Below are 22,738 nucleotides of genomic sequence, written 5' to 3' on the forward strand. Positions count from 1 at the left end.
GATCTTTAATTTTTACATCTGATTCTGGAGTTTTTCAACTTTATGAAACCGCTTTTATAGCGCAGAATTAAGGGTAGTTAAAGGGGCGAGGGAAAAAGATCGAAGGGATATATAGGGGTTGTTTGGGGATAGAGAGAAGGGGGATGTGGAATAATGCCTGCATTTTTCAAAAGTTTAATTAAGGATAAAGTACTCTGGTTTATGGTATTACCAGGGACATTATGGTTCCTGATCTTTTGCTACTTACCGATGTTTGGAACAGTAATTGCATTCAAGGATTTCAAGATTCATCGGGATGGATTCTTTGCAAGCGTTTTAAACAGTAAGTGGGTTGGCCTTGAAAATTTCAACTTTTTGTTCTCGACGGAGGACGCCTATATCATTACAAGAAATACGATTCTTTATAACTTGGCGTTGATCTCTCTCGGTTTAGTTCTTGCGGTGGGTATTGCGATCACCTTAAATGAACTTGTGAACAAACGGATGGCTAAAGTTTATCAAACGGCGATGTTTATGCCTTACTTCCTTTCTTGGGTCATTATTAGTTTCTTTACCTTCAGCTTTCTGAGTGTAGATAAAGGAATATTGAATCAAGTGGTTGTTTACTTCGGAGGCGATCCTATTTCCTGGTATGGGGATACTCGCTTTTGGCCATATATCCTAATTTTCATGGGGATTTGGAAATCAATTGGTTATTCAAGTGTTGTTTACTTAGCGGCTATAGCGGGTATCGACAAGTCCTACTATGAAGCAGCTATGATTGATGGGGCCAGCAAATGGCAGCAGATTAAGTTTATTACACTTCCTTTGCTTAAACCTTTAATGGTAACGCTAACGATTTTAGCGATTGGTGGTATTTTTAGATCGGACTTCGGTTTATTCTATCAAATCCCTCGGGATTCAGGTGTTCTATACTCCGTAACGAATGTTATCGATACTTATATTTATCGCAGTATGAGTACGACAGGTAATCTAGGGATGAGTACAGCAGCGGGTCTATATCAATCGATTGTTGGATTTATCATGGTGCTTGTAACGAATTCTATTGTGAAAAAGATCAGCAAAGAGAATGCGATATTCTAGAAAGGAGTTAGTGACGTTATGGCAGTATTCAAACGTAAGCCAAAAGAAATCGACAACAACGCCATTACTCCTTTATGGAATGTGGTACTCAATATTATAATTGGCATCTTCGCTTTTACTTGTGTGTTTCCGTTCTTGTTTGTCATAGCCATTTCTTTTACAGATGAGAAAGTACTTGCTCTAAATGGATTTAGCTTGTTACCCGAAAAATATAGTTTAGCAGCTTATCAGTTTGTTTTTAACACAGGTGATCAATTGCTTCGTTCCTTTGGAGTTACTTTGATGGTTACTGTACTAGGTACGCTCATTAGTTTATTTCTAATAACAACTTATGCGTATGTTCTCTCTCGAAGATCATTTCGCTATCGTAATTATTTCAGCTTCTTCGCCTTCTTCACGATGTTATTCTCAGGCGGAATGGTTCCCAACTATATCGTGGCTACGCAGTTTTTACATTTGTACAACACGATATGGGCTTTAATATTGCCCATAGCGATGAATGCATTCTTTATTCTAGTAATGCGGACCTTCTTCCAGACTAGCGTACCTGATGCACTCATTGAGGCTGCCAAAATTGATGGGTCTGGTGAGTTTCGGACCTTCCTGCAAATTGTACTTCCAATCTCTTTACCGGGGATTGCAACGATTGGATTGTTCTGTACGCTGGGCTATTGGAATGATTGGTTTAATGCCCTGCTGTATATAGATGATGCGAGTCTTGTTCCACTCCAAGCGATGCTGATGCGAATTCAGAATAATATGGAGTTTGTCATTCAGAACAGTATGCAGATGGGATCAAGCTTTGAGATTGCTGCAACCTTGCCAACAGAAACCGTTCGTATGGCGATGGTTGTACTGGCGACCTTACCTATAGCACTAGCGTATCCGTTCTTCCAAAAGTATTTTGTACAAGGCTTAACCGTGGGCTCTTTAAAGGAGTAACACTACTAAGATGTATTTATTCGAATCGCTAGGACAGGAATCGATATAAATAAAGCGTTCATTAATCTAAAGGGGGAAAATAGAAATGAAAATGAAAAAAGGCTTAACACTCGCTCTTGCAGGGACAATGCTTTTTTCTGGCCTTCTAGCTGGATGTGGTTCGAATAATAATACAAATGCTGCTAAAGAAACAAACAATTCAGCGGCAGCAGGGAATTCAGCAGGGAACACATCAGAATTAAAGCCATATGAGTTGAAGATGTATTTAATTGGTGGACCTCAAAAGGATTTAGATCTTGTCTTAAAAGAAGTTAATAAATATACCCAAGAAAAAATTAACGCGACGTTGAACATTACGATGTTCGATTGGGGCGATTACGATAAGAAGATGCAAGTCATCACCGCTTCCGGTGAGCCTTATGATATTGCCTTTACCTCTTCTTGGACAAATGACTTCCGTCGTAACGCTGCTAATGGGACGTTCTTGGGTCTGAATGATCTGCTAGATAAGTATGGTAAGGAAACGAAAGAAGTTTTGGACCCTCGTTTCTTAGAAGGAACTAAGATTAAAGGTGAGATCTATGGTGTTCCTGTAAATAAGGAGCTTGGACAGCAATGGGTATGGCGCTTCAATAAGAAATATGTTGATAAATATAACATGGACATTTCCAATATCCGTACATTGGATGATCTAGAGCCACTTCTTAAAACGATTAAAGAGAACGAGCCGGCTGATATTACACCTCTAGCTGTTCCTAAAGGCTTTAAACCATTCATGCCATTTGACTATGTACTAGGTGATGAGCTACCTATCGGGGTCTATATGGATTCCACAGATGGCAAGGTTGTTAATATTCTGGAGACACCTGAACTTGCAACATCGTTAGATACGATGCGTAGACTTTACACAGCAGGTTACTTACGCCCAGACGTTGCAACACTTGAAGGTATTGATAACATTAAGACCGGTAAATGGTTTGCCGATCGCGAAATTACACAGCCTTATGCAGAAAAAGGTTGGTCTCGTTCAGCAGGTTATGAAATTGTAACTTCGCCTATGCATGAGCCTTATGTATATACACAGTCCGCCGCAGGTTCGATGCACGCGATTTCCGTAACCTCAGGTGATCCTGAGCGCGCGATGATGTTCTTGAATCTTTTGAATACAGATAAGTACTTACGCAATTTGCTCAACTATGGTATTGAAGGAACACATTATAAGAAAATCTCTGACAATGTCATTGAAGATCTGCCAGCTATGCAAGATAGCTATGCAATGCCAGGCTTCACACTTGGGAACATGTTACTGACTTATCTGCATGCTGATGACCCTGCTGATAAATGGGATGCTTTCAAGAAGTTTAATGATTCTTCAAAAGAAGCCCCTACCTTCGGTTTTGCATTTGATCCTACACCTGTAAAAACAGAAGTAGCGGCTATCAACAACGTAACTAAAGAATTTATGCCAGCGCTATACACAGGTTCTGTTGATCCTAAAACATATCTGCCAAAAGCAGCGAAGAAATTTAAAGAAGCTGGACTTGATAAAGTCATTGCAGAAGTTCAAAAGCAACTTGATGAGTGGAACCAGACAAAGAAATAAGCTAATGAACGTAACACGCCTAAGATTAATCACTAAAGGTAACACAAATAGGATTAGTGGAGACGGGCAGCTATGCTGCCCGTCTCTCTATCTATCCCCATTTATTATGAAGGAGTGAGAATATGGAACAATTCCGACTTCCCGCCATCTCTATGCCGAAGCTGCCGCTTCCTCAAGCGGTTCAAGAAGTATTGAACGAAGCAGAGGAGAAGTTAGCTCATCGGCCAAAGCTGTTGCAGCTTTTTAAGAACTGTTTTCCCAATACGCTTGAGACAACGACTAAGCTTATGGATGATGGGACAACGTTTGTAATTACAGGAGATATCCCGGCTTCTTGGTTGCGAGACTCTGTGGAGCAGGTTATGCACTACGTGCCCTTTGCTAAAAAAGATCCCGATCTTCAGCGGATTATTGGCGGGTTAATTAAACGTCATATCGAGTATATTCATATCGATCCGTACGCCAATGCGTTTAATGAGACAGCGAATGATTGGCATTGGAGCACTAGCGATATTACGGAAATGTCCCCCTGGGTGTGGGAGCGTAAATTCGAGATCGATTCTCTTTGTTTTTCCATGCGTCTGGCTTATGCCTATTGGAAAGAAACCGGAAAGGCTGATATATTCGACGCTGGATTTAAGGCAGCAATGTTCAAAATATTCAACCTGTTCAAAACTGAACAGCGCCATAGTGAATTATCTCCATACCGCTTTACGCGTAACAATGGGATTCCTGAAGATACACTGCGTAATAATGGTCTAGGTATGCCTGTTAATTACACGGGTATGGTCTGGTCGGGATTCCGCTCGAGTGATGATGCATGCGACTTTCATTACAACATCCCGGGGAATATGTTCGCTGTTGTTGCATTACGTCATATGCAGGAATTTGCTGAATGGGTATTCCGTGATCTTGAATTTCTGGAACAGCTTAAAGCATTAGAAGCTGAGATTGATCACGGAATTCAATTGTATGGTATTTATCGTCATCCGAAATTCGGTCCAATCTACGCCTACGAGACCGATGGTTATGGCAACTACTGCTTGATGGATGATGCGGGAACACCAGGACTCCTGTCGATTCCTTATCTCGGCTATGTTACCGCAGAGGATGAAATTTATCAGAATACGAGACGATTTGCTCTGAGCAAGGAGAATCCTTTTTATTTTGAAGGAACCGCAGCGAAGGGAATCGGTAGTCCGCATACTCCCAAAGACTACATCTGGCATATGGCATTATCGATGCAAGGTTTGACGGCTTCAACTAAGGAAGAAAAGCTGGAGATGCTTGAGATGTTAGAAGCTACGGATGCGGATACTGGCTTTATGCATGAGGGATTCCATGTTAATGATCCGAATACGTTCACTAGAAAATGGTTCGCCTGGTCCAATAGTCTGTTCTCCCAACTTGTCTATAAAATGATGAAGGAAGGACTACTATGAGCAGCCTGAGCAGACCTGTAATCATATTTTATGATTCTGATTTTCCAATTTCCAGTCCCATTCCTAGCGATGCGATTACATCCATGAGTGAGTTCGGATCTATTGTAAGTGAGAATCAGCTTGCACAAACGCTATGCGAAACGAAAGGCGGCTGTTTCATCAATCTGCATGCACCCTATTTCCCGAAAGCGGCCTGGATAGCCATTCTTGAATACCTGCAAAGAGGTGGCGGGTTGATTAGCATTGGAGGCGCACCCTTCAAACAACCTGTTCGTTGGGAAAATGGCCGATGGCATGTCGAAGCGGAGCAGACTTCCTATCATCAGGAGCTGTATATTCATGAGGCACTTCGTGTTGAATGCTCACGCAACCATTCATTGCTTGCCTTGGATGTCATTCCTCTGCTTAAGGGTCAAGAATCTCTTTTTCTAACGAGTGCGGACACATGGAACCTCGTGCCACATACGACAAAGACGAGTGATTTACCACATCAAATGGGCTCGGCAGGTCCGATGAGCACACGGATTTACCCGCTCTTAAAGGGAATTACGTCCGAGGGTCGAGAAACCGCTGCCCCAGTGGTTCTTTGGGAGAATACGAGCGGTTTGTATGCAGGTTCACGCTGGCTGTTCGTAAATACACCTGCAACAGCTTCTTTTTGGGAGCAAAAAGGTCCTTCCGCGATATCCAATTGGGCGCGTTTTTGCAGCAAGGGTGTTACGGAAATGTGGGTTAAGCCCAATTACGCGTCTTATGAATCAGGAGAACGTGCTTCCCTAACCCTTCAGATTCAGCAGCTTGAACGAGTGAGACCTTCTATGCGAAATGAAGATACATGGAATTTCACAATTCATGTAGAGCATGAATCAGATACCTCTTTGAAGTGGTCTCAGAGTTTGGAAATGAAGGCGAATGCAGAACTAAACATGGTGCGTCTGCCTATTCCTTTGGAGATAAGTAGGGGCCTCTACCAGATTGTCTGTGAAGCAGAAGCCAGTGATGGTGAGGTTCGCATTCTGCGCCAAGGGTTCTGGGGTCATGCTCCTGAGCTGCTGGCAGCAGGCCATCCGGTAACGAGCGGCAGAGATTATTTTATAAAAGATGGGCGTCCGCTACCAGTGGTCGGCATGACTTATATGGCGAGTGATGTGGCGCGAAAATTTCTTTTTCTGCCGAACGTCGGAGTTTGGGATCGTGATATGGGCCAGATGCGGAAGGCCGGGATTAACTGGATCCGTACAGGGATCTGGACAGCTTATCGCAATGTGATGCAAGACGATGGACATGTCTCGGAAGAAGTATTGCGGGCGATCGACGCCTTCATCATGACGGCGAAAAAGCATGATCTTCAGGTGACGTTCACGTTTTTCTCCTTCACACCGGAAACGTGGGGAGGGGTGAACCCTTATCTGGACCCACAAAGTGTGGAAGCTCAGAAGCGGTTCATTCGGTCTATTGTATCTCGTCATAAAGATTCTTCGAATGTAGACTGGGATCTTATTAATGAACCGTCGATGTTTGATCCGGACCGTATTTTCTCGGACGGCCCGAGTTCATGCCATGATCGCTTTGAGCGACAAGCTTTTAGGGAATGGCTACAAGAAAGACATGGTGTAATCGAAGTGCTGCAGGAACGCTGGAATATGACGCCCGCACAGCTTCCGGACTTTGCTTCGGCAGGGCTGCCTGAAGCAAAAGAGATGAACTTCGACGTACAAGATATGCACAGTGCTAAGAGGGGGACACGCTGGTTGGATTATTGTTTGTTCTCTATGGAAATGCATAACCGTTGGGTGAAGCAATTATACGATACCATTAAGGAGCAATGTCCAGCTCAGATGGTTACGGTTGGCCAGGATGAGGGACTAGGAGCGCAGCGTCCTTCGCCGTTTTTCTATGAGGAAGCGGTAGATTACACTACTGTGCACTCCTGGTGGTTTAACGACTATTTGATATGGGATGGCATTTTTGCCAAAACCCCCAATAAGCCAAACCTAATTCAGGAGACTGGCGTCATGTATGTAGAAACTCCAGATGGCCGAGCCAAACGTTCAGAACAAGAGCTGCGGAATTTGCTGGAACGCAAGTATGCTTACGCTTTTGGAACGGCAGGTGCGGGAGCTATTCACTGGATCTGGAATACGAATTTCTATATGGATAATGCGAATGAGTCCCATATCGGAGCGCTGAGAGCGGATGGAACCGAGAAGCCTGAGGCAGACGTATCTTATGATTTCGGGAAGTTTATAGAAGGTATCCGTGATATATTTGGTAATCGGAAATTGGAAGAGATTGCGGTGGTGTTCCCTTATTCGAATGATTTCTCTAATCGAAAGTTGGCTTTTGCGTCTACAACAGAGCTTACCCGCATTCTGTCTTATGAGCTCAAGATGTCTTTTCGGGGGGCTTCTGAATACCACCTAGATGATTTGGAGAAGAACCCTGCGAAGCTGATTATACTGCCAAGCGCGCATAACTTCGCTGATGCAGCGATGGAACGGTTGTTACATATCGTTGAAGAGACAGGAGCGGTATTGCTTGCCACTGGACCGTTAGGCATTGATGCCTACTGGCGTTCTTCGGATCGGTTGAGTAATATTCTTGGCAAACGTGAATTGCGTAATATGCGCCGCGAAGAAGTGCTTATGCTTCAAGGTCAAGTACTGCCTGTCTCTTTCGGCCACCGCCGGATAGCTGAGGTGACGAAGGAAACGATCATTCAAAAAAATGGTGGAAGTTCTACTATAGACACTGTCGTGAACCTTCCGCTGGGCAAGGGTCGACTCCTATGGAGTCCACTGCCAGTTGAATTGAGTGAGCGTAGGGATACTACGGCTGCACTTTACCGCTACGCGGTTAATGCTGCTTTTGTGGAACGTGATTTTGAATGGATTAGTGGTGGGGACTTAGCGGGTATCTACGGACGAAAACTGAGCTTTGCTACGGGTGCACTTTTTACCTTCGTGTCGGAATATGCCCAAGATGCAAAGATCGAGGTGAAGGATTCAGCCACTGGCCGAACTTATTCGTTCGTGTTGGAACAGGAACGTTCTGTTCTCTTTGCTACGGATAGTAAAGGAGATTTGCTTGGTGTTTATCGCCCGCAGGAAGTCGAGATTCATGTCAATTATCCACATCTTCTACATTAAGCATCTTGGTAGATAGAACGCATTGCATATAAGGAGGTCTTCACTTTGGAAAGTTCAAAACAATCTATTAGCCCTCAGACAGCCCATATCATTTCCCATACACACTGGGACCGGGAATGGTATCTTCCCTATGAGAAGCATCATGTACGCTTAGTGAAACTGGTTGATGAATTACTGAACCGGTTGGATGAGGATAACGAATTTAAGAGTTTCTATCTGGATGGACAGACGATTATTCTGGAAGATTATCTTCAGGTACGTCCAGAAAATCAAGAGCGGCTACAGAAATATATTACGGAAGGTCGCCTTCTAATAGGACCTTGGTATATTTTGCAGGATGCGTTCCTTACTAGTGGGGAGGCCAATGTTCGTAATATGCAGATTGGCCATCAGGATTCGAAGCGTTACGGGGAACCCTCCAAAATCGGTTATTTTCCGGACACCTTTGGTCTAGTCGGCCAGACTCCACAATTAATGCTGCAATCCGGCATCAATAATGCCTTTTTTGGAAGAGGTGTGAAGCCCACTGGATTCAATAATACGGTGTCGGATGGAGGTTACGAATCCTCATTCTCGGAGCTGATTTGGGAAGGTCCTGATGGATCAAAAGTGGTCGGCATCCTATTTGCCAATTGGTATTCTAACGGAAACGAAGTGCCTGTAAATGAAGCAGAAGCCAAAGTGTTCTGGGAGAAAAAGCTGGCAGATGCGCGGAAGTTTGCCTCTACAGGTGAGCTGCTGTTCATGAATGGTTGTGATCATCAGCCGGCTCAACTGGATTTGCCAGAGGCTATCGAAACTGCGAAGCGGTTGTATCCAGATATGGAGTTCATTCATTCGAACTTTCCTGATTACCTTAAGGCCGTAGAGGGTGTAATGGATCGCAGCAATCTGTCGACTGTAAAGGGCGAACTGCGGAGCCAGCATACCGATGGATGGGGTACGTTAGTGAATACCGCGTCTGCTCGTGTCTATTTGAAACAGATGAATCAGGAAGGGCAAATCTTGCTTGAAAAGTTGGCCGAGCCACTTGCTTCGTTCGCACATTTACTGGGCAAAGAGTACCCCCATCATCTGTTCACCTATGCATGGAAGACATTAATGCAAAATCATCCGCATGATAGTATTTGTGGATGCAGCGTGGATGAGGTACACCGTGAGATGGTCACCCGTTTTGACAAAAGCCGTCATGTGGCAGAGACCATTGTTGAGGATAGTAAACGAGTGATTGCAGAAGCTGTGGATACGTCCGGGTTTACCACATATGGTGAAGACGTGCTTCCATTAGTAGCGATGAATATGACGGGTTGGAGTCGCACGGGTACTGTGAGCGTAGAACTTGATGTGGCGCGTCTATATTTGCGAGAAGGATTCTCTCTGGAAGAAACGGCTAGCCGTATGACTGGAATTGACTTGCACGGTCGTGTGTTAGTAGACGATCAAGGGAATAACATTGCCTCCCAGCTGAAGGACTTGGGGCTTCAGTTTGGTTATGATTTGCCAGATGATAAGTTCCGTCAGCCGTATATGTGCCGCCGGGTAAGACTTACCTTTGAAGCCGTAGAAGTTCCTGCGCTAGGTCTTCGATCATATGCTTGGGTTCGCCGAGCAGATGCAAAACTGGTAATAGCCGCTGAATCTTTGCTATATGGAGATCGGGTGCTGGAAAATGACGTTATCAAGGTAGTCATTAATGATGATGGTTCGTTTATGCTAAGTGACAAAACTAGTGGAGTGACCTATCAAGATCTTGGTGTATATGAAAACACCGGGGATATCGGCAATGAATATATGTACAAACAGCCAGAGGCTGAACAAGCTTTGACGACTAAAGGACTGAAGGCTAACATTTGTGTACTGGAAAATACATCGTTTCGCGCCGCTATAGAAATTAACCATAGCTGGGAGATTCCAGCCTCGGCAGATGATAAGCTGGATGAGGAGCAGCGTGCACTGGTTTATTATCCGGAGCGCAAAGCTCAGCGCAGTAGTGACACAGTCATTCTGAAACTTCGTACTGTAATCTCCTTGGAGCGGGGCGGAAAGGGATTGCATATCGAAACGACAATAGATAACCACGCCAAAGATCACCGGATTCGTATACTGTTTCCAACAGATTTGAACGCTGCCACGCATCGTGTAGATTCGATGTTCGAGGTTGCTGAGCGGAATATTGAACCAGCCACAGAATGGAAGAATCCGAGTAACACGCAACATCAGCAAGCCTTTGTTGATGTTAGTGATGGGAAAGCGGGTCTAACCGTCGCTAATTTTGGATTAAATGAATATGAAGTGCTGCGAGATGGGCGTAACACTATTGCGATTACGCTGCTACGTTCTGTTGGCGAACTTGGTGACTGGGGGCTATTCCCAACTCCAGAAGCGCAGTGTCTGGGAGAGCACGTTGTTCGTATGGAGCTAATCCCGCACACAGGTGAGGGTATAACTTCTGGTGCTTATGCTGAAGCTTACCAATTCCAGGTTCCGTGGATTGTATGTCAGACAGATGTACATGCAGGCGTGGTTGCGCCGGTGTATACTCCATTTGATTGGGAGAGTAGGGAACTCGCATTTTCTTCACTGAAAATGAACGAGCAGACTGGAGATATAGTGCTGCGTTGGTACAACATGAGTCAGCAGAACACCAACCTGGCCTTCCATTCGTCTATTCCACAGCAGTATTTCTATAAAACGACGATTCTAGAAGAGGAGAGCCACCCAGTCACTAGTGATGAGAAAGAGAAAGGTAGCTTTGACTTACAGATCGGTCCATGCGAAATTGTAACGATTGGTATTAGAAAATAAATGGAAAAGGACGGTATCCAGAGAGTCGTATGACTTTTGGATATCGTCCTTTTTTGTATAAATACGTATCTTAGGAAGAAGATTTGCCGCGCGCAGTGGATCCAAGCTGATCAATCTGCTCTTCCAGAACCGCACTTGCTTGGCCTAAAAACTGCGAAATAAGGGCGAGCTCTTCATCCGTATAAGAAGCTGCGAGCTTAACCATGGCGGTATGGAGCGGTTGGTACGTATTAATGACATCATCTTTATTCTCATATAATGGCACAATAATCACTTTACGGCGGTCATTCGGGTCATTTTGTCTGCGGACATAGCCATTTTTTTCGAGCCGGTCTATTAATGCCGTAACACTGCCTGTGGTCAGACCGGTTAATTTAGACAGTTCTCCAGCAGTGATCGGACCTTTCTCCCGTAGAATATCTATAGATAAGAAATCATTATTGTATAACCCAAGTGAGGCGGCTACATTTTGTTGGTACAATACCGTTCGGTTTCCCAAACTGCGCATAAGCAAGGTGAATTGTTCCTGCTCTGGTGTAGGTTGTTCGTGGCTTGACAAAAGATAACGCTCCTTTTAAAATAATTATATCTTGATAGTCAAGATATTAGATTATAAAGTTATTTGAAAATTTTGTGATTTATCAAATACATTCTATCGAAATTAGAAATGTTTTGCAAAATAATTGCAATCCAACAACTTTGGGCAACCATATGGATAGAAGATATAACTACGAACCAGTGGGTTGAATTGAGAGGGGAATAGATGTGAAAGAGACTATTGTTATTAAAGGGGCAAGAGAGAATAATCTGAAAAATGTCTCGCTCACGATTCCTAAGTATAAGCTAGTTGTCCTGACAGGACCTTCGGGATCAGGGAAATCGACGTTAGCTATGGATACACTTCAGCGGGAATGCCAAAGACAGTATTTGGATTCCATGGGCATGACGTCAGATACGATCAGCAAACCAAAGGTGGAGTCTATTATTGGACTGTCTCCGTCCATTAGTGTTGGACAACATGTCACCAATCGTAATCCCCGTTCGACAGTTGGGACAGTCACCGACATCTATACGTTTGTCCGGTTTATCTTTTCCAGATTAGGCGAGCGGGTTTGCCCTTCCTGTAGTGGCAGCATTCCACCTTCTTTTGAAGCGAGGGGATTGCTGATCGAGGAAGACGAGGAAATGCATGGTCAAACGATGGGTTGTCCGCATTGCGGAGCTGAGCTTGAGAAGCTGGGCATGTCACACTTTTCTTTTAATAAGCCGGAGGGAGCTTGTGAAGCCTGCGGTGGTGTTGGATCTGTGGCAACTATAAATGAAGTGGCAGTGTTTAATCCAGAGCTTAGTATGCGTGAGGGTGGGGTGGCCTCGCTGAATGGTGTTCATCGTGATATACAGATGCGTATATTAGTGGCCGCTGGCAAGCATTTTGGTTTTGAGTTTGACCCAGATCAGCCCTTAAAAAATTACGGCGAAATTCAGCGCGACTTGTTATATTACGGAGTGGAAAGTGAGGCGTTTAAGCGCCATTTTCCCAATGTTAAGCCGATTCAAGGCACCAAATTTGAAGGCGTCATTCCTGGTTTGTGGCGGCGATACAAGGAGAAGGAAGGAGAAGCTGGTACACAGGAAAAAGACGGCGGATTTTTTCATGAGCAGCAATGCCCGGAATGCCTTGGCGCTCGCCTAAAAAAAGAAGTTCGTCTCGTTCGGGTAGCTGGCGCATCGATTACGGAGGTATCAGATTGGCCATTAAGCGATGTTTACGAGTGGACTAAAGGCTTGGAGGCGGCTTTGCCAACCGAGGGACTTCATCTGCTTGAACCCATCCTTCACGATATGCCTACCCGACTAAAACGGATTATCGATGTTGGTCTTGGTTATCTTTCCATGAACCGTCAGACGGTCTCCCTCTCTGGTGGAGAGGCACAGCGGCTGCGCCTTGCCTCATTGCTGGGGTCAGGTCTGACTGGAGTGTTATACATTCTAGATGAACCGACGACCGGGCTTCATCCGCGGGATACTGTTGGCCTCATTCGTGTGCTTCAGGAGCTGCGCGATTTGGGTAATACGGTGCTCGTTATCGAGCATGATATCGAGATGATGCGCGCTGCCGATCATATTATTGATATGGGTCCGGGTGCTGGTCTGGACGGAGGGCAAGTTGTTGGCGAGGGCAGCATTGAGGATTTGATGGCAAGCGAGGCTTCTGTTACGGGAGCCTATCTTAGAGAAGAGCGTCATAAGACTGCTGCATATGTTCGCCGGAAAGGTGACGGAAAACAAATCACCATCCGACAGGCACAGTACCGGAATATTGATATCCCGGAGGTTTCTTTACCTCTAGGTTGTCTGGTCTCTGTAACTGGAGTTTCGGGTTCAGGCAAGTCGACCCTAGTCTTTGATATTCTTGCGCAAGGCAGTACGAAAGGACATGAGCAAATAGGCTGTGCGGAGATTGCGGGCTTAGATCAGGTTGGAAATATAGTGATCTTTGACCAATCGCCCATGGGTAGAATGCTGCGTTCTAATGTAGCGACGTATACAGATGTATTCACACATCTGCGCCAGCTGTTTGCTGCTTTGCCGGAGGCGAAAAAAAGAAAACTGACCTCCAAGCATTTTTCCTTTAACACACCGGGTGGACGCTGCGAAACCTGTCAGGGTCTTGGGGTGCTGACTGTAGACATGAATTTCTTACCCGATCTGGAGGTTAAATGCCACGCATGCAAGGGGAGAAGATTTACGGATGAGGTTCTCCAGGTGAAATATGATGGATATTCCATCTCGGATCTGCTGGACATGTCCGTACAGGAAAGCTTGCCGATTCTTAAGTCGGAAGCCAAAATGGCGGGGATTATCGAGACATTGTGTGAGGTGGGTCTCGGTTACCTTAAATGGGGACAATCTGTCAAAACCTTATCCGGTGGTGAAGGGCAACGGATTAGACTGGCTAAAGAGCTGAGCAAACCTTCCAAAAACCATACGCTCTATCTGCTTGACGAACCCACAACAGGCCTTCATCCGTCAGACATCAAGCAGCTCCATACCTTATTGAGCAAATTGGTTGATACGGGAAATACTGTCGTAGTTGTGGAGCACAGCTTAGAGCTGATTCGGGAGTCCGACTGGGTGATTGACATCGGCCCTGAAGGTGGCGTTGTGGGCGGTAAGCTTGTAGCTGAAGGTACACCGGAGCAGGTTGCTGAAGTACGGGAATCCTACACAGGGATGTTCCTGAAACGGATTCTGGCTGAAGGGCTGTAACTTAATAAAAGAGGTGCCCAAAAGCCATGAAAATGGCTGGGGCACCTCTCTTTTTTTGAACTTAAACCAAACCTCTGCTCTCAACTCTAAACTTCGTCTGAACGTCTGAACCAATCCCATTCGCGCGTACTTAGCACTTTGGGTATAACAGATGATCATGAGTCAATGGTGTTTGATCCGCAGATGATTAGGATACGGTAGCATCAGACAGCGAAAGACTATGCTTCGGCGGTATCGGACTCAGCAGACCAGCGAATGATCATTCTTCGGCGTGTCGGACTCAGGAGTCCAGCGAATGATCATTCTTCGGCGTATCGGACTCAGCAGACCTTATAAGCAGGAAAATCCGCCAATTGGAGTATTATCGGACCGCATAGCTCCTAATGGCGGAAAAATCACCGTATAAGAGCCTGATTCTAAGAAATAGCTGCGCTGGAGTCCGATGAGTTGCTGAAAAGGCGATAAATTAGTAAATAGCGTCATTGGAGTCCGAAAGCCTCAGCAGGAGATCATGGTAGCAGTAGCAGTAGCAGTAGACCCAGCGAAAGACTATGCTTCAGCGGTATCGGACCCAGCGGACCTTAAATGCAGGAAAATCCGCCATTTGGAGTATTATCGGACCGCATAGCTCCTATTGGCGAAAAAAACGCATTATAAGAGCCAGTTTCTAAGGAATAGCTGCACTGGAGTCCGATGAGTTGCAGAAAAGGCGATAAATTAGTAAATAACGTCATTGGAGTCCGAAAGCCTCAGCAGGAGATCATGGTATTAGAGCAGTAGTAGCAGCAGTATCAGTAGCAGTAGCAGTATCAGTAGCAGTAGCAGTAGCAGTAGCAGTAGCAGTAGCAGTAGCAGTAGCAGTAGCAGTAGCAGTAGCAGTAGCAGTAGCAGTAGCAGTAGCAGTAGCAGTAGCAGTAGCAGTAGCAGTAGCAGTAGCAGTAGCAGTAGCAGTAGCAGTAGCAGTAGCAGTAGCAGTAGCAGTAGCAGTAGCAGTAGCAGTAGCAGTAGCAGTAGCAGTAGCAGTAGCAGTAGCAGTAGCAGTAGCAGTAACAGTAGCAGTAGCAGTAGTAGCGGTAGCAGTAGTAGCGGTAGCAGTAGACCCAGCGAATGATCATTCTTCGGCGTATCGGACTCAGCAGACCTTATAAGCAAGAAAATCCGCCATTTGGAGTATTATCGGACCGCATAGCTCCTAATGGCGGAAAAATCACCGTATAAGAGCCCCTTTCTAAGGAATAGCTGCGCTGGAGTCCGATGAGTTGCAGAAAAGGCGATAAATTAGTAAATAGCGTCATTGGAGTCCGAAAGCCTCAGCAGGAGATCATGGTAGCAGTAGCAGTAGACCCAGCGAATGACCATACTTCGGCGGTATCGGACTCAGCAGATCAGCGAATGATCATACTTGGCGGTATCGGACTCAGGAGTCCAGCGAATGATCATACTTCAGCGGTATCGGACTCAGCAGACCTTATATGCAAGAAAATCCGCCATTTGGAGTATTATCGGACCGCATAGCTCCTATTGGCCAAAAAAACGCCTTATAAGAGCCAGTTTCTAAGGAATAGCTGCACTGGGGTCCGATGGATTGCTGAAAAGGCGACAAATTAGTAAATAGCGTCATTGGAGTCCGAAAGCCTCAGCAGGAGATCATGCATATAGCGCAGCTTAATAATCTAGCAGACGTCCATTATCATGCCATTGCCCGTACATTTTATTTTCTTTAGTGTTTGCAATGAATTTGTCTAATTTACTCTTAAATAAATCTGGCTGATGTTTATTGCTTTGGATCGTGTCGATCCGAACTCTTTTATAAAGGGCTGGAAAGGCTGTGAAATTCTCATATACTTGACTGTCCTCTTTTAGCCTTTGCTCTATAATCTTATCTACTATAAAAGAATCAGGGTTCATATCAGGAAGTACCCGTTTTCCTTCAGCACTCATTAACCCCAGCTTTTCAAGGCGGCGGACACGCTCTTTATTCAATTCAGTCCAAGAGCTTCTTTTGCTTCGGGGAGAGAGTCTTTGCGCCAGCTCCGTTTCCGAAATTTTCTTTTTCACTCCATCGATCCATCCAAAACACAAACATTCCTCAACTACGTCCAAATATAGCAACGTTTCTGGGTTTGGCGTCATACTAACGAGTACCCAACAAGATTGTTCAGTCTTACAATTCTCCTGCAGCCAAACTCTTAAATCTTCTCTCGTTTTTACTGTAATTAGATTTTTAATCTCCATAATTAAAATACAATTTCCTTTCTAGGTATGGAGTGGAGCGTCTTGCCCATCCGAGATTAAATAGCTTCCGTAGGAACCTGATACCAAAAAAGAGCATAGTCATTCATGGTGGAAGCATGGCCTAACTGCCGTAACATAGTAGATACATTGCCTCTATGATAAGTCCCGTGATTGGCGACTTGCAACACAATTTCTGATAGGTGTGTTTGGCGGATTCCGGCGAATGGATTGTCAAGCAGAATAGTTTGCTCCAAATCGGATTGGTTGTGTAACCATGCTTTGTATTGTTCCGATAGCTGGGCAAAGATATTTACGTATTCATCCACAGAATCTAGAATGCTCAAATTTAGCGGGACACTTTGTTGAAAAGCCTCTGGCATGGCAGTGCCTGTTAATACAAGATACCACATCGTATCAACCGCATAGATATGGCTAAGGGCATGAGCGATGGTGGGAAATGAGCTGTTCACTTCTTGACTTAGCACAGAAGGCGGGAGTTCCTTGATTCTCCCCAGGATAGTTTGGTTTGCCCATGTGTGGTATTTAAACATTTCTACTGGATAATTTGTCATTCGTACATTCTCCTTTTGAATGGTCATGGATTTGTTTTTTGTTACTGTAGTTAATATAAAAGAAGAAGTATGACATCAGACTGTCATACTTCTTCATAAAGTTTGAGTGTGTTTTGAAGCTGCTCTTTTAAAATACCTCGCAATGCAGGGGGTTCGAGGACTTCGGCACCGCTGCCAAAACTCAGCAGAATGGACCAAAGCCAACGTGCTTCCAATGGCTTATACACAGGAATTCGCATCGTCATGCTTTTATCGGAATGAAATTCCTTGTCGACTTGATGAAACTGATCCAAAGCTTCTGCCAAAGCCTCAGGGCCTACCCGGATCACTATTTCCTCCACCTGATCTGCCCTGTTTGAACAGCCGGCCTCTTTGGGTACCTCATGTTGCGAATGAAAGGTATCCTGCGTCAGGAACAAATTCAGCATCCGGGAAAGTCGGAACTCCCGATAGTCCTGCCGAGCCCGGCAATAACCATAGATGTACCAGTTGCTATATTTAAAATGAAGCTTTACTGGTTCCATTTCACGGGTTGTACGTTCATTTTTTACACTGATGTAATCAAAACGGACAACATTTCGTTCCGCAATAGCCGCACGTAAAAGAGGAAGTGCGTCAGGATCCGTACGCCGGGTTTCAAGATCCACCGCGAGACTAGAGGTCTGTGGCTCCGTTCCAATCGTTTGCAGCCGTTCAATGGTTCCTTGCGTATGCTCATCTTCAAACACGGAAGAAAGACTGTTAAGTACAGTAATCAGAGAAGTGACATCATACGAACGGAGCAGGCTTTTATCCATTTTATATCCGTCCATGATGCCATATCCACCTTTAGTACCCTGATACGATACGACCGGGATGCCAGCGGCACAAATCACATCGATATCCCTATAGATTGTTCGCTGGGAAACCTGAAACTCTTCAGCCAGCTTGGAGGCAGATAAAACTTCGTGGTTCAATAGTTTATAGATCATAGAAATCAATCGTTCCAATTTCATGTGTGCATTCCCACCCATTAGTCCATTTCGTGTTACAGCGTGATTATATCATAGATTTTTTCGGGCTAATTTTGGGCGGGAGGAGTTTTGTTGTTGGTGATGAAGAAATATCCTATGACAGAGTCTGACAGAGTTGATTAATCTATTTACAGATTAAATCCGCAGGCTCGCCTGATAAATCATTAACAGAAATAATAGCATCGTTTTTTTTCACAGGTGGGGTCCAATATTGCTCATTCCCAGGCAGGTCATCGAACCATTCGGCGTCCTTTGGACAATCTAGAATCATAAACTTTCCGTATTCCTGATCTCTGGATTGATGGTATTTGAGATAGGCTTTTCCGTTATCAATGGCGAGAATTTCTATTTTTCCTGAGGTGTGGCTCATGGATAAGCGTACTCTTTTGCCAAGTCCTGAGGTTCTGGCTTTGGCTTCTTCTACAATTTGATAGACTTGCTCGAGCGGTAATACGAAATCCCGGTTTCCGGCTACGGGCCGGTTCACAAAGAAGTAGTAGGGTGTAACGCCAGCCCATGAAAGCCGGTCCAGTAGTTCCCCTAAAATAACGGGATCATCGTTGATGCCTTTGAGGATGGGGGTCTGATTTACGACAATTGCCCCTGCGTTGTGGAGAGCTTTAAATGCTTTTTTGGCTTCAGGTGTGATTTCACGAGGATGATTGATGTGCGCCATAACATAGATTCGTTTGTCTTCGGTAGAGTAAGTACGAATCAGCTCCAGCAGTTCTTCGTCTTCAGAGATCCGCATCGGATTAAATACGGGAATTTTGGAACCCAGTCTAATGATCTTAACATGCTCAATGCTTCTTAGATTTTCAATAATGGATCTTAGCTTCGGTGTGGAGAGAATTAAACTGTCCCCGCCCGTAAGAAGTACGTTGTTAATCTCCGGATTATTTGCGATATACTCCAAGCCCGGAGAGACATCAGCCATCGCCTCTTTCACGTCATTTCGGAAAAGACGCTTACGGAAACAGTAGCGGCAATAAGCCCCGCAGACCTCGGATACAATCAGTAGTGCAGTGGTTCTATACTTGTGCTGACAACCAGGTACCACATAATTCGTGTCCTCATCGGAGGCGTCCCAGCGCCCATACTCCAGCAGTTCACCTTCGTTAGGAATAACCAGCTTACGGATGGGATCATTTGGATCATCCCAGTTAATTAAAGACAGATAGTAGTCATTTACACGAAAAACAAATTTGTCCGTAATTTCTTTCAGATTCTCTTTTTCCAGCTCAGACAACATAGCTATTTTGTTAATATCCGTGAAGTACTTTACCTTTTGCACGTACATCTCTCCTTTGTCTCGTAGTGTGAGAAAAATGAGGGAGCCTTAGTGTCAAAGGCCAATCTACTGCCAGCAGGGTCCAAAAAAGCACGAAAAGAGACCCTTAGCAAGGGTCTCTGGTTATGTAAATAACATGGAAAGCAGACCCATCCACTGCTGACGAGGTTAGCTGACGGACTCGGGTAAGATGGTACCCTACATTCTAATGCTCAATGATTCGCCCCAATTAACTGGTTCCCCCGCTTTTCAACTGTAAAAGTTGGAAATTAAGCGTAGATAAAGTATACCCTATCAAGTTTTGATAAGTCAAAAGAGAATCCTAGATTCACTTTCAATTGTTAGCGCTACTTCCGCCGAGTAGTTTAGGCAACAGCGTTAGCAGCTTCTCCCGGGTTAACGCATCACTAGAGTTCCATTTGCTTCCGTCGAGCAGATAAACATGTCCCTGACGTACTGCCGGGAGATTGTTCCAAAGTGAACTGTCTAGTAATCGTTCCATCGCAGCTCGCGAGTCTTTGCGTTCCGGAATGAGCATGAAGATATGATCTCCGGCGTAGGCAGGCAGTCGTGTTGGATCAACTTCGGCGAACCCTAACTCTTCGTCCAATATGGCCTGGATCTCTTCGGTCGGTTGTAAACCACATGGGGCATAAAGCGCAGTGGAGAATCCGGACATTCCCATAGCATACAGATGATCTCCATGATCATAGACCAAAGCAGAGGCGGTTTCTCCAACTTGGAGGGTTGTCGTGTAAAGCTGCTGCCACATGGCAGCGTTTTTGATTGTGAATGACTCCAGCCATGCTTCGGCTTCGCGCTGTTTACCTAGCCAACTGCCTAGTGTCCGCATTCGTTTGTCGAGAGATGCAAATGAATCAAAGGTGAGTGTCGGAGCGATACCAGAAACTGCTCTGTAGGCTCTTTCATCACTATTTGCCAAAATGATCAAATCTGGGTTTAGGGAAGCGGTCAACTGCGGGTCCAGTGGAAACCCGACGTTGGCGAGCTTCTTAAGCCGATGTTTATAGACGCTGTTCCGGGCGAACGCTTCATCTCCACCGATAGGCTTTACGCCTAACGCGAGAAGGTCGCCAAGTGTTTCGCCATGATAGACAATACGTTTCGCTCGCTCTGGAATCTCCACCTCATGACCCGTCCAATCCTTGACGGTAAGCTTACGACCTTTCTGATGTGCATATTGTCCGGGTGTAACTCCGGTTTTTTGCCGAAAGCGGCGGCTAAAATAGTATTCGTCCGAGAAGCCGACCAGTCTGGCGATTTCCCGCAGTGGTTCAGTCGATTCCTGCAGGAATCGTTTGGAATGATTAATGCGCAGATCCGTCAGGTATTCAAGCGGCTTTTTACCCGTAAGCTGCTGAAAGATCGGTGTATATTGCCAGATTGATATTCCCGCCAGTTCAGCTAACTGCTTCACGGTGATACTCTCTGTATAATGCTCCTGAATGAATGTTATGGTCTTTTCTACGGATTCCGTAGGACTTGGCAGGTGTTTGGAAGGGTAATTATGCTCAAAAAGTAGCAGCAGCAATTCTTGGAATTTTAATTGTCGCTTGAATTGTTGTACATCATCGGTGTTATTCCTGTTCATGAGCAGGTCTTCGACTAGTCGGATTACCTTGGTGAACGGGTGCACAATTAACTCCCGTCTGCCGGAAAGCAGCTCTCCAGAATATCGTTTAGGATCCTCGGTTGTATAAATTGCTGTAAAGGTGATGAGGTAATAATACAACGTCAGCTCCTGGTTGTCCGTACTATAGGAGATTCCAGGAGATAGTAGATAACATTTATCCGTACTTAGTATCACGCTTTGATCATCGAGGTTCAATTGTCCGTTCCCTCCAGTAAATATGAGAAGGGTATAGTCCTGGGTTGTACGCGTTATAGAGCTTGAATCGGCAGCTTGAATCATCAGTTCGGCCTCGTTTAGCTGAAATAGCAGAGAGTGGAGTGGGGGGCAGGACGATGATGTATGCAGCATGGGTTCAGCCTCCGTTCATTTGGTGAGAATGATTATCAATGAATTCATTGTATATAAAAAAAAGAAGCATATCAACAGCTGTTGACATGCTTCTTGCAGTTTTTTATCAGCCTTGTGTTAAACTCTTCATCACAGAAGGTTAATTCATATTCAATAGCTGTGGAATTTCGCCAAGCAGCCATTCTCTTGTTGTCGCATCACTTGAAGTCTTCATGATGTCTTGTGTATAGACATATCCGTTCTTGACGGCAGGAAGGCTCTTCCAGATAGGGCTCTTTAATAGATTCTCTGTGGATTGTTTTGCTTCTTCTGCCACTGGAGTCAAGAGGAATATCCGGTCTCCGGCATATTCTTTCAGGACTTCCATGGATACTTCCTGGAACCCTTTACCTTCATCAAGGATCGTTTGAATAGCTGGAGTTGCCTTGAAGCCATTCTCCCCATAGAGTACCTGGGAAAGTCCGGTTGCAGCCATTATAAACAGTCTGTCTCCTGGATAATAAGTGAAGACCGCAGCCGTTTCGCCCTCTTTCATGCCTGCGGATTTCAATTGCTTCCACATGTTCTCTTCAGCGGTTTTATACTGCGCAAGCCATGCTTCTGCTTCAGTCGTTTTCCCAACAATTCCACCAATGTCCAGCATACGTTCCTGGAGTGGGGCAAAGGTATCAAATATTATAGTGGGTGCAATTTTGGAGAGCTGTTCGAAATCAGCTTCATCTGTGCCCGCATAGATGATCAGGTCAGGCTGAAGCTCCAATGTTTTTTCCAGATTGATAGGGAAGCCTACATCCTCCACACCTTGTAATTGATCTTCAAAAACCTGGCCTTCACCCATAGAAAGAGGATAACCTACCGCCTGCACACCAAGTGCGAGCAAATCGCCATAAGTTTCTCCAGAATAGATAATTCGCTGCGGATTCACCGGAATCTCTACAGTATGCCCTATGTAATCTGTATAGGAGCGGGTAGTCGCTGCTGCTTCATCTGTACTGCTATCTGAGGGTTCTGCTGAAGGTACCGCGGTTGCAGCGGAAGAGTTCCCGGTTTTGTTCACCGTACTATTGGCAGAGGATTGTTCCTTTGAGTTTCCGCACGCCAGTAGCAATGTACTCAGCAAAAATAGTACACATACCACAGCGAAGGACTGTCGTACCTTGTTCATATCTTATTGCCTCCCTATTATATGTAACGACCACCAATAATGATAATCATTCTCGATTAAAATATATCATAAATTAAAGCCTCTTTTTACTCAATGGACAAAAAATAACCCCGTAATTTGATTTGTACAATCAAGTAAAAAGGATGTGTTTAAAATTATTTTGAAT

The 22,738-nt window shown here is 44.9% G+C and carries 16 protein-coding genes and 1 riboswitch; of the genes, 8 read left to right on the plus strand and 8 right to left on the minus strand.

Annotation, left to right across the window (positions count from 1 at the left end; translation table 11 throughout):
• The first annotated feature begins 153 nt into the window (after positions 1–153).
• From MHH46_RS10920 to MHH46_RS10945, 6 genes are all read left to right on the plus strand, one after another.
• Positions 154–1,083 (plus strand): sugar ABC transporter permease, encoded by a 930-nt coding sequence (locus MHH46_RS10920; RefSeq protein ID WP_076129998.1) that lies wholly within the window; start codon positions 154–156, stop codon positions 1,081–1,083.
• An 18-nt stretch (positions 1,084–1,101) separates the two neighbouring features.
• Positions 1,102–2,025 carry a carbohydrate ABC transporter permease gene (locus MHH46_RS10925; protein WP_038569957.1) on the plus strand — a complete coding sequence of 308 codons (924 nt, stop codon included), beginning with the start codon at positions 1,102–1,104 and terminating at the stop codon, positions 2,023–2,025.
• A gap of 85 nt (positions 2,026–2,110) precedes the next feature.
• On the plus strand, positions 2,111–3,628 hold the full coding sequence (locus tag MHH46_RS10930; RefSeq protein ID WP_076129999.1) for an ABC transporter substrate-binding protein: 1,518 nt from the start codon (positions 2,111–2,113) through the stop codon (positions 3,626–3,628).
• Positions 3,629–3,750: 122 nt separating this feature from the next.
• Positions 3,751–5,070 (plus strand): glycoside hydrolase family 125 protein, encoded by a 1,320-nt coding sequence (locus MHH46_RS10935; protein WP_076130000.1) that lies wholly within the window; start codon positions 3,751–3,753, stop codon positions 5,068–5,070.
• Positions 5,067–8,219 (plus strand): beta-galactosidase, encoded by a 3,153-nt coding sequence (locus MHH46_RS10940; RefSeq protein ID WP_076130001.1) that lies wholly within the window; start codon positions 5,067–5,069, stop codon positions 8,217–8,219. Before MHH46_RS10935 ends, MHH46_RS10940 begins: the two co-directional genes overlap by 4 nt.
• Positions 8,220–8,264: 45 nt before the next feature.
• The gene (locus MHH46_RS10945; protein WP_256717262.1) at positions 8,265–11,024 is read left to right on the plus strand and encodes an alpha-mannosidase; all 2,760 of its coding nucleotides are present in this window, start codon (positions 8,265–8,267) and stop codon (positions 11,022–11,024) included.
• Between the two features lie 70 nt (positions 11,025–11,094).
• On the opposite strand, the gene MHH46_RS10950 is transcribed toward MHH46_RS10945, so the two are convergent.
• Positions 11,095–11,532: a MarR family transcriptional regulator gene (locus MHH46_RS10950; protein ID WP_076130010.1), complete on the minus strand. Its 438-nt coding sequence runs from the start codon at positions 11,530–11,532 to the stop codon at positions 11,095–11,097.
• A 257-nt stretch (positions 11,533–11,789) separates the two neighbouring features.
• Here MHH46_RS10950 and uvrA point away from each other — a divergent pair, with 257 nt between their 5' ends.
• Positions 11,790–14,294 (plus strand): excinuclease ABC subunit UvrA, encoded by a 2,505-nt coding sequence (gene uvrA / locus MHH46_RS10955; RefSeq protein WP_076130002.1) that lies wholly within the window; start codon positions 11,790–11,792, stop codon positions 14,292–14,294.
• A 768-nt stretch (positions 14,295–15,062) separates the two neighbouring features.
• On the opposite strand, the gene MHH46_RS10960 is transcribed toward uvrA, so the two are convergent.
• A complete protein-coding gene (locus tag MHH46_RS10960; protein WP_405132601.1) occupies positions 15,063–15,446 on the minus strand; it encodes a hypothetical protein in 384 nt (127 codons plus the stop codon).
• A gap of 102 nt (positions 15,447–15,548) precedes the next feature.
• On the opposite strand from MHH46_RS10960, the gene MHH46_RS10965 reads away from it, so the two are divergent.
• Positions 15,549–15,809, plus strand: coding sequence for a hypothetical protein (locus MHH46_RS10965; RefSeq protein WP_076308925.1), 261 nt, complete (start codon positions 15,549–15,551; stop codon positions 15,807–15,809).
• A gap of 150 nt (positions 15,810–15,959) precedes the next feature.
• Here MHH46_RS10965 and MHH46_RS10970 read toward each other — a convergent pair whose 3' ends face one another.
• From MHH46_RS10970 to MHH46_RS10995, 6 genes are all read right to left on the minus strand, one after another.
• Positions 15,960–16,529: a YdeI family protein gene (locus MHH46_RS10970; protein WP_076193786.1), complete on the minus strand. Its 570-nt coding sequence runs from the start codon at positions 16,527–16,529 to the stop codon at positions 15,960–15,962.
• Positions 16,530–16,585: 56 nt separating this feature from the next.
• Positions 16,586–17,101 (minus strand): DinB family protein, encoded by a 516-nt coding sequence (locus MHH46_RS10975; protein ID WP_076193788.1) that lies wholly within the window; start codon positions 17,099–17,101, stop codon positions 16,586–16,588.
• Positions 17,102–17,184: 83 nt separating this feature from the next.
• On the minus strand, positions 17,185–18,096 hold the full coding sequence (locus MHH46_RS10980) for a YafY family protein (protein ID WP_076193790.1): 912 nt from the start codon (positions 18,094–18,096) through the stop codon (positions 17,185–17,187).
• A gap of 142 nt (positions 18,097–18,238) precedes the next feature.
• Positions 18,239–19,414, minus strand: a complete 1,176-nt coding sequence (locus MHH46_RS10985) for a KamA family radical SAM protein (protein ID WP_370510815.1) — start codon at positions 19,412–19,414, stop codon at positions 18,239–18,241.
• A 135-nt stretch (positions 19,415–19,549) separates the two neighbouring features.
• Positions 19,550–19,691, minus strand: a riboswitch (cyclic di-AMP (ydaO/yuaA leader).
• Positions 19,692–19,739: 48 nt separating this feature from the next.
• Complete coding sequence (locus MHH46_RS10990; RefSeq protein ID WP_076193792.1) at positions 19,740–21,407, minus strand: AraC family transcriptional regulator; 1,668 nt, start codon at positions 21,405–21,407, stop codon at positions 19,740–19,742.
• A 139-nt stretch (positions 21,408–21,546) separates the two neighbouring features.
• Positions 21,547–22,572, minus strand: coding sequence for an ABC transporter substrate-binding protein (locus MHH46_RS10995; RefSeq protein ID WP_076193795.1), 1,026 nt, complete (start codon positions 22,570–22,572; stop codon positions 21,547–21,549).
• Between the last annotated feature and the right edge of the window lie 166 nt (positions 22,573–22,738).

The sequence above is a fragment of the Paenibacillus sp. FSL H8-0175 genome, from assembly GCF_045040615.1.
Lineage (GTDB): Bacteria > Bacillota > Bacilli > Paenibacillales > Paenibacillaceae > Paenibacillus_AQ > Paenibacillus_AQ odorifer.

Coding starts and splice junctions, on each gene's coding strand:
- MHH46_RS10920 (WP_076129998.1), top strand. CDS start 154: ATGCCTGCATTTTTCAAAAGTTTAATTAAGGATAAAGTACTCTGGTTT.
- MHH46_RS10925 (WP_038569957.1), top strand. CDS start 1,102: ATGGCAGTATTCAAACGTAAGCCAAAAGAAATCGACAACAACGCCATT.
- MHH46_RS10930 (WP_076129999.1), top strand. CDS start 2,111: ATGAAAATGAAAAAAGGCTTAACACTCGCTCTTGCAGGGACAATGCTT.
- MHH46_RS10935 (WP_076130000.1), top strand. CDS start 3,751: ATGGAACAATTCCGACTTCCCGCCATCTCTATGCCGAAGCTGCCGCTT.
- MHH46_RS10940 (WP_076130001.1), top strand. CDS start 5,067: ATGAGCAGCCTGAGCAGACCTGTAATCATATTTTATGATTCTGATTTT.
- MHH46_RS10950 (WP_076130010.1), bottom strand. CDS start 11,532: ATGCGCAGTTTGGGAAACCGAACGGTATTGTACCAACAAAATGTAGCC.
- MHH46_RS10965 (WP_076308925.1), top strand. CDS start 15,549: ATGAGTTGCAGAAAAGGCGATAAATTAGTAAATAGCGTCATTGGAGTC.
- MHH46_RS10970 (WP_076193786.1), bottom strand. CDS start 16,529: ATGGAGATTAAAAATCTAATTACAGTAAAAACGAGAGAAGATTTAAGA.
- MHH46_RS10975 (WP_076193788.1), bottom strand. CDS start 17,101: ATGACAAATTATCCAGTAGAAATGTTTAAATACCACACATGGGCAAAC.
- MHH46_RS10980 (WP_076193790.1), bottom strand. CDS start 18,096: ATGAAATTGGAACGATTGATTTCTATGATCTATAAACTATTGAACCAC.
- MHH46_RS10985 (WP_370510815.1), bottom strand. CDS start 19,414: ATGTACGTGCAAAAGGTAAAGTACTTCACGGATATTAACAAAATAGCT.
- MHH46_RS10990 (WP_076193792.1), bottom strand. CDS start 21,407: ATGCTGCATACATCATCGTCCTGCCCCCCACTCCACTCTCTGCTATTT.
- MHH46_RS10995 (WP_076193795.1), bottom strand. CDS start 22,572: ATGAACAAGGTACGACAGTCCTTCGCTGTGGTATGTGTACTATTTTTG.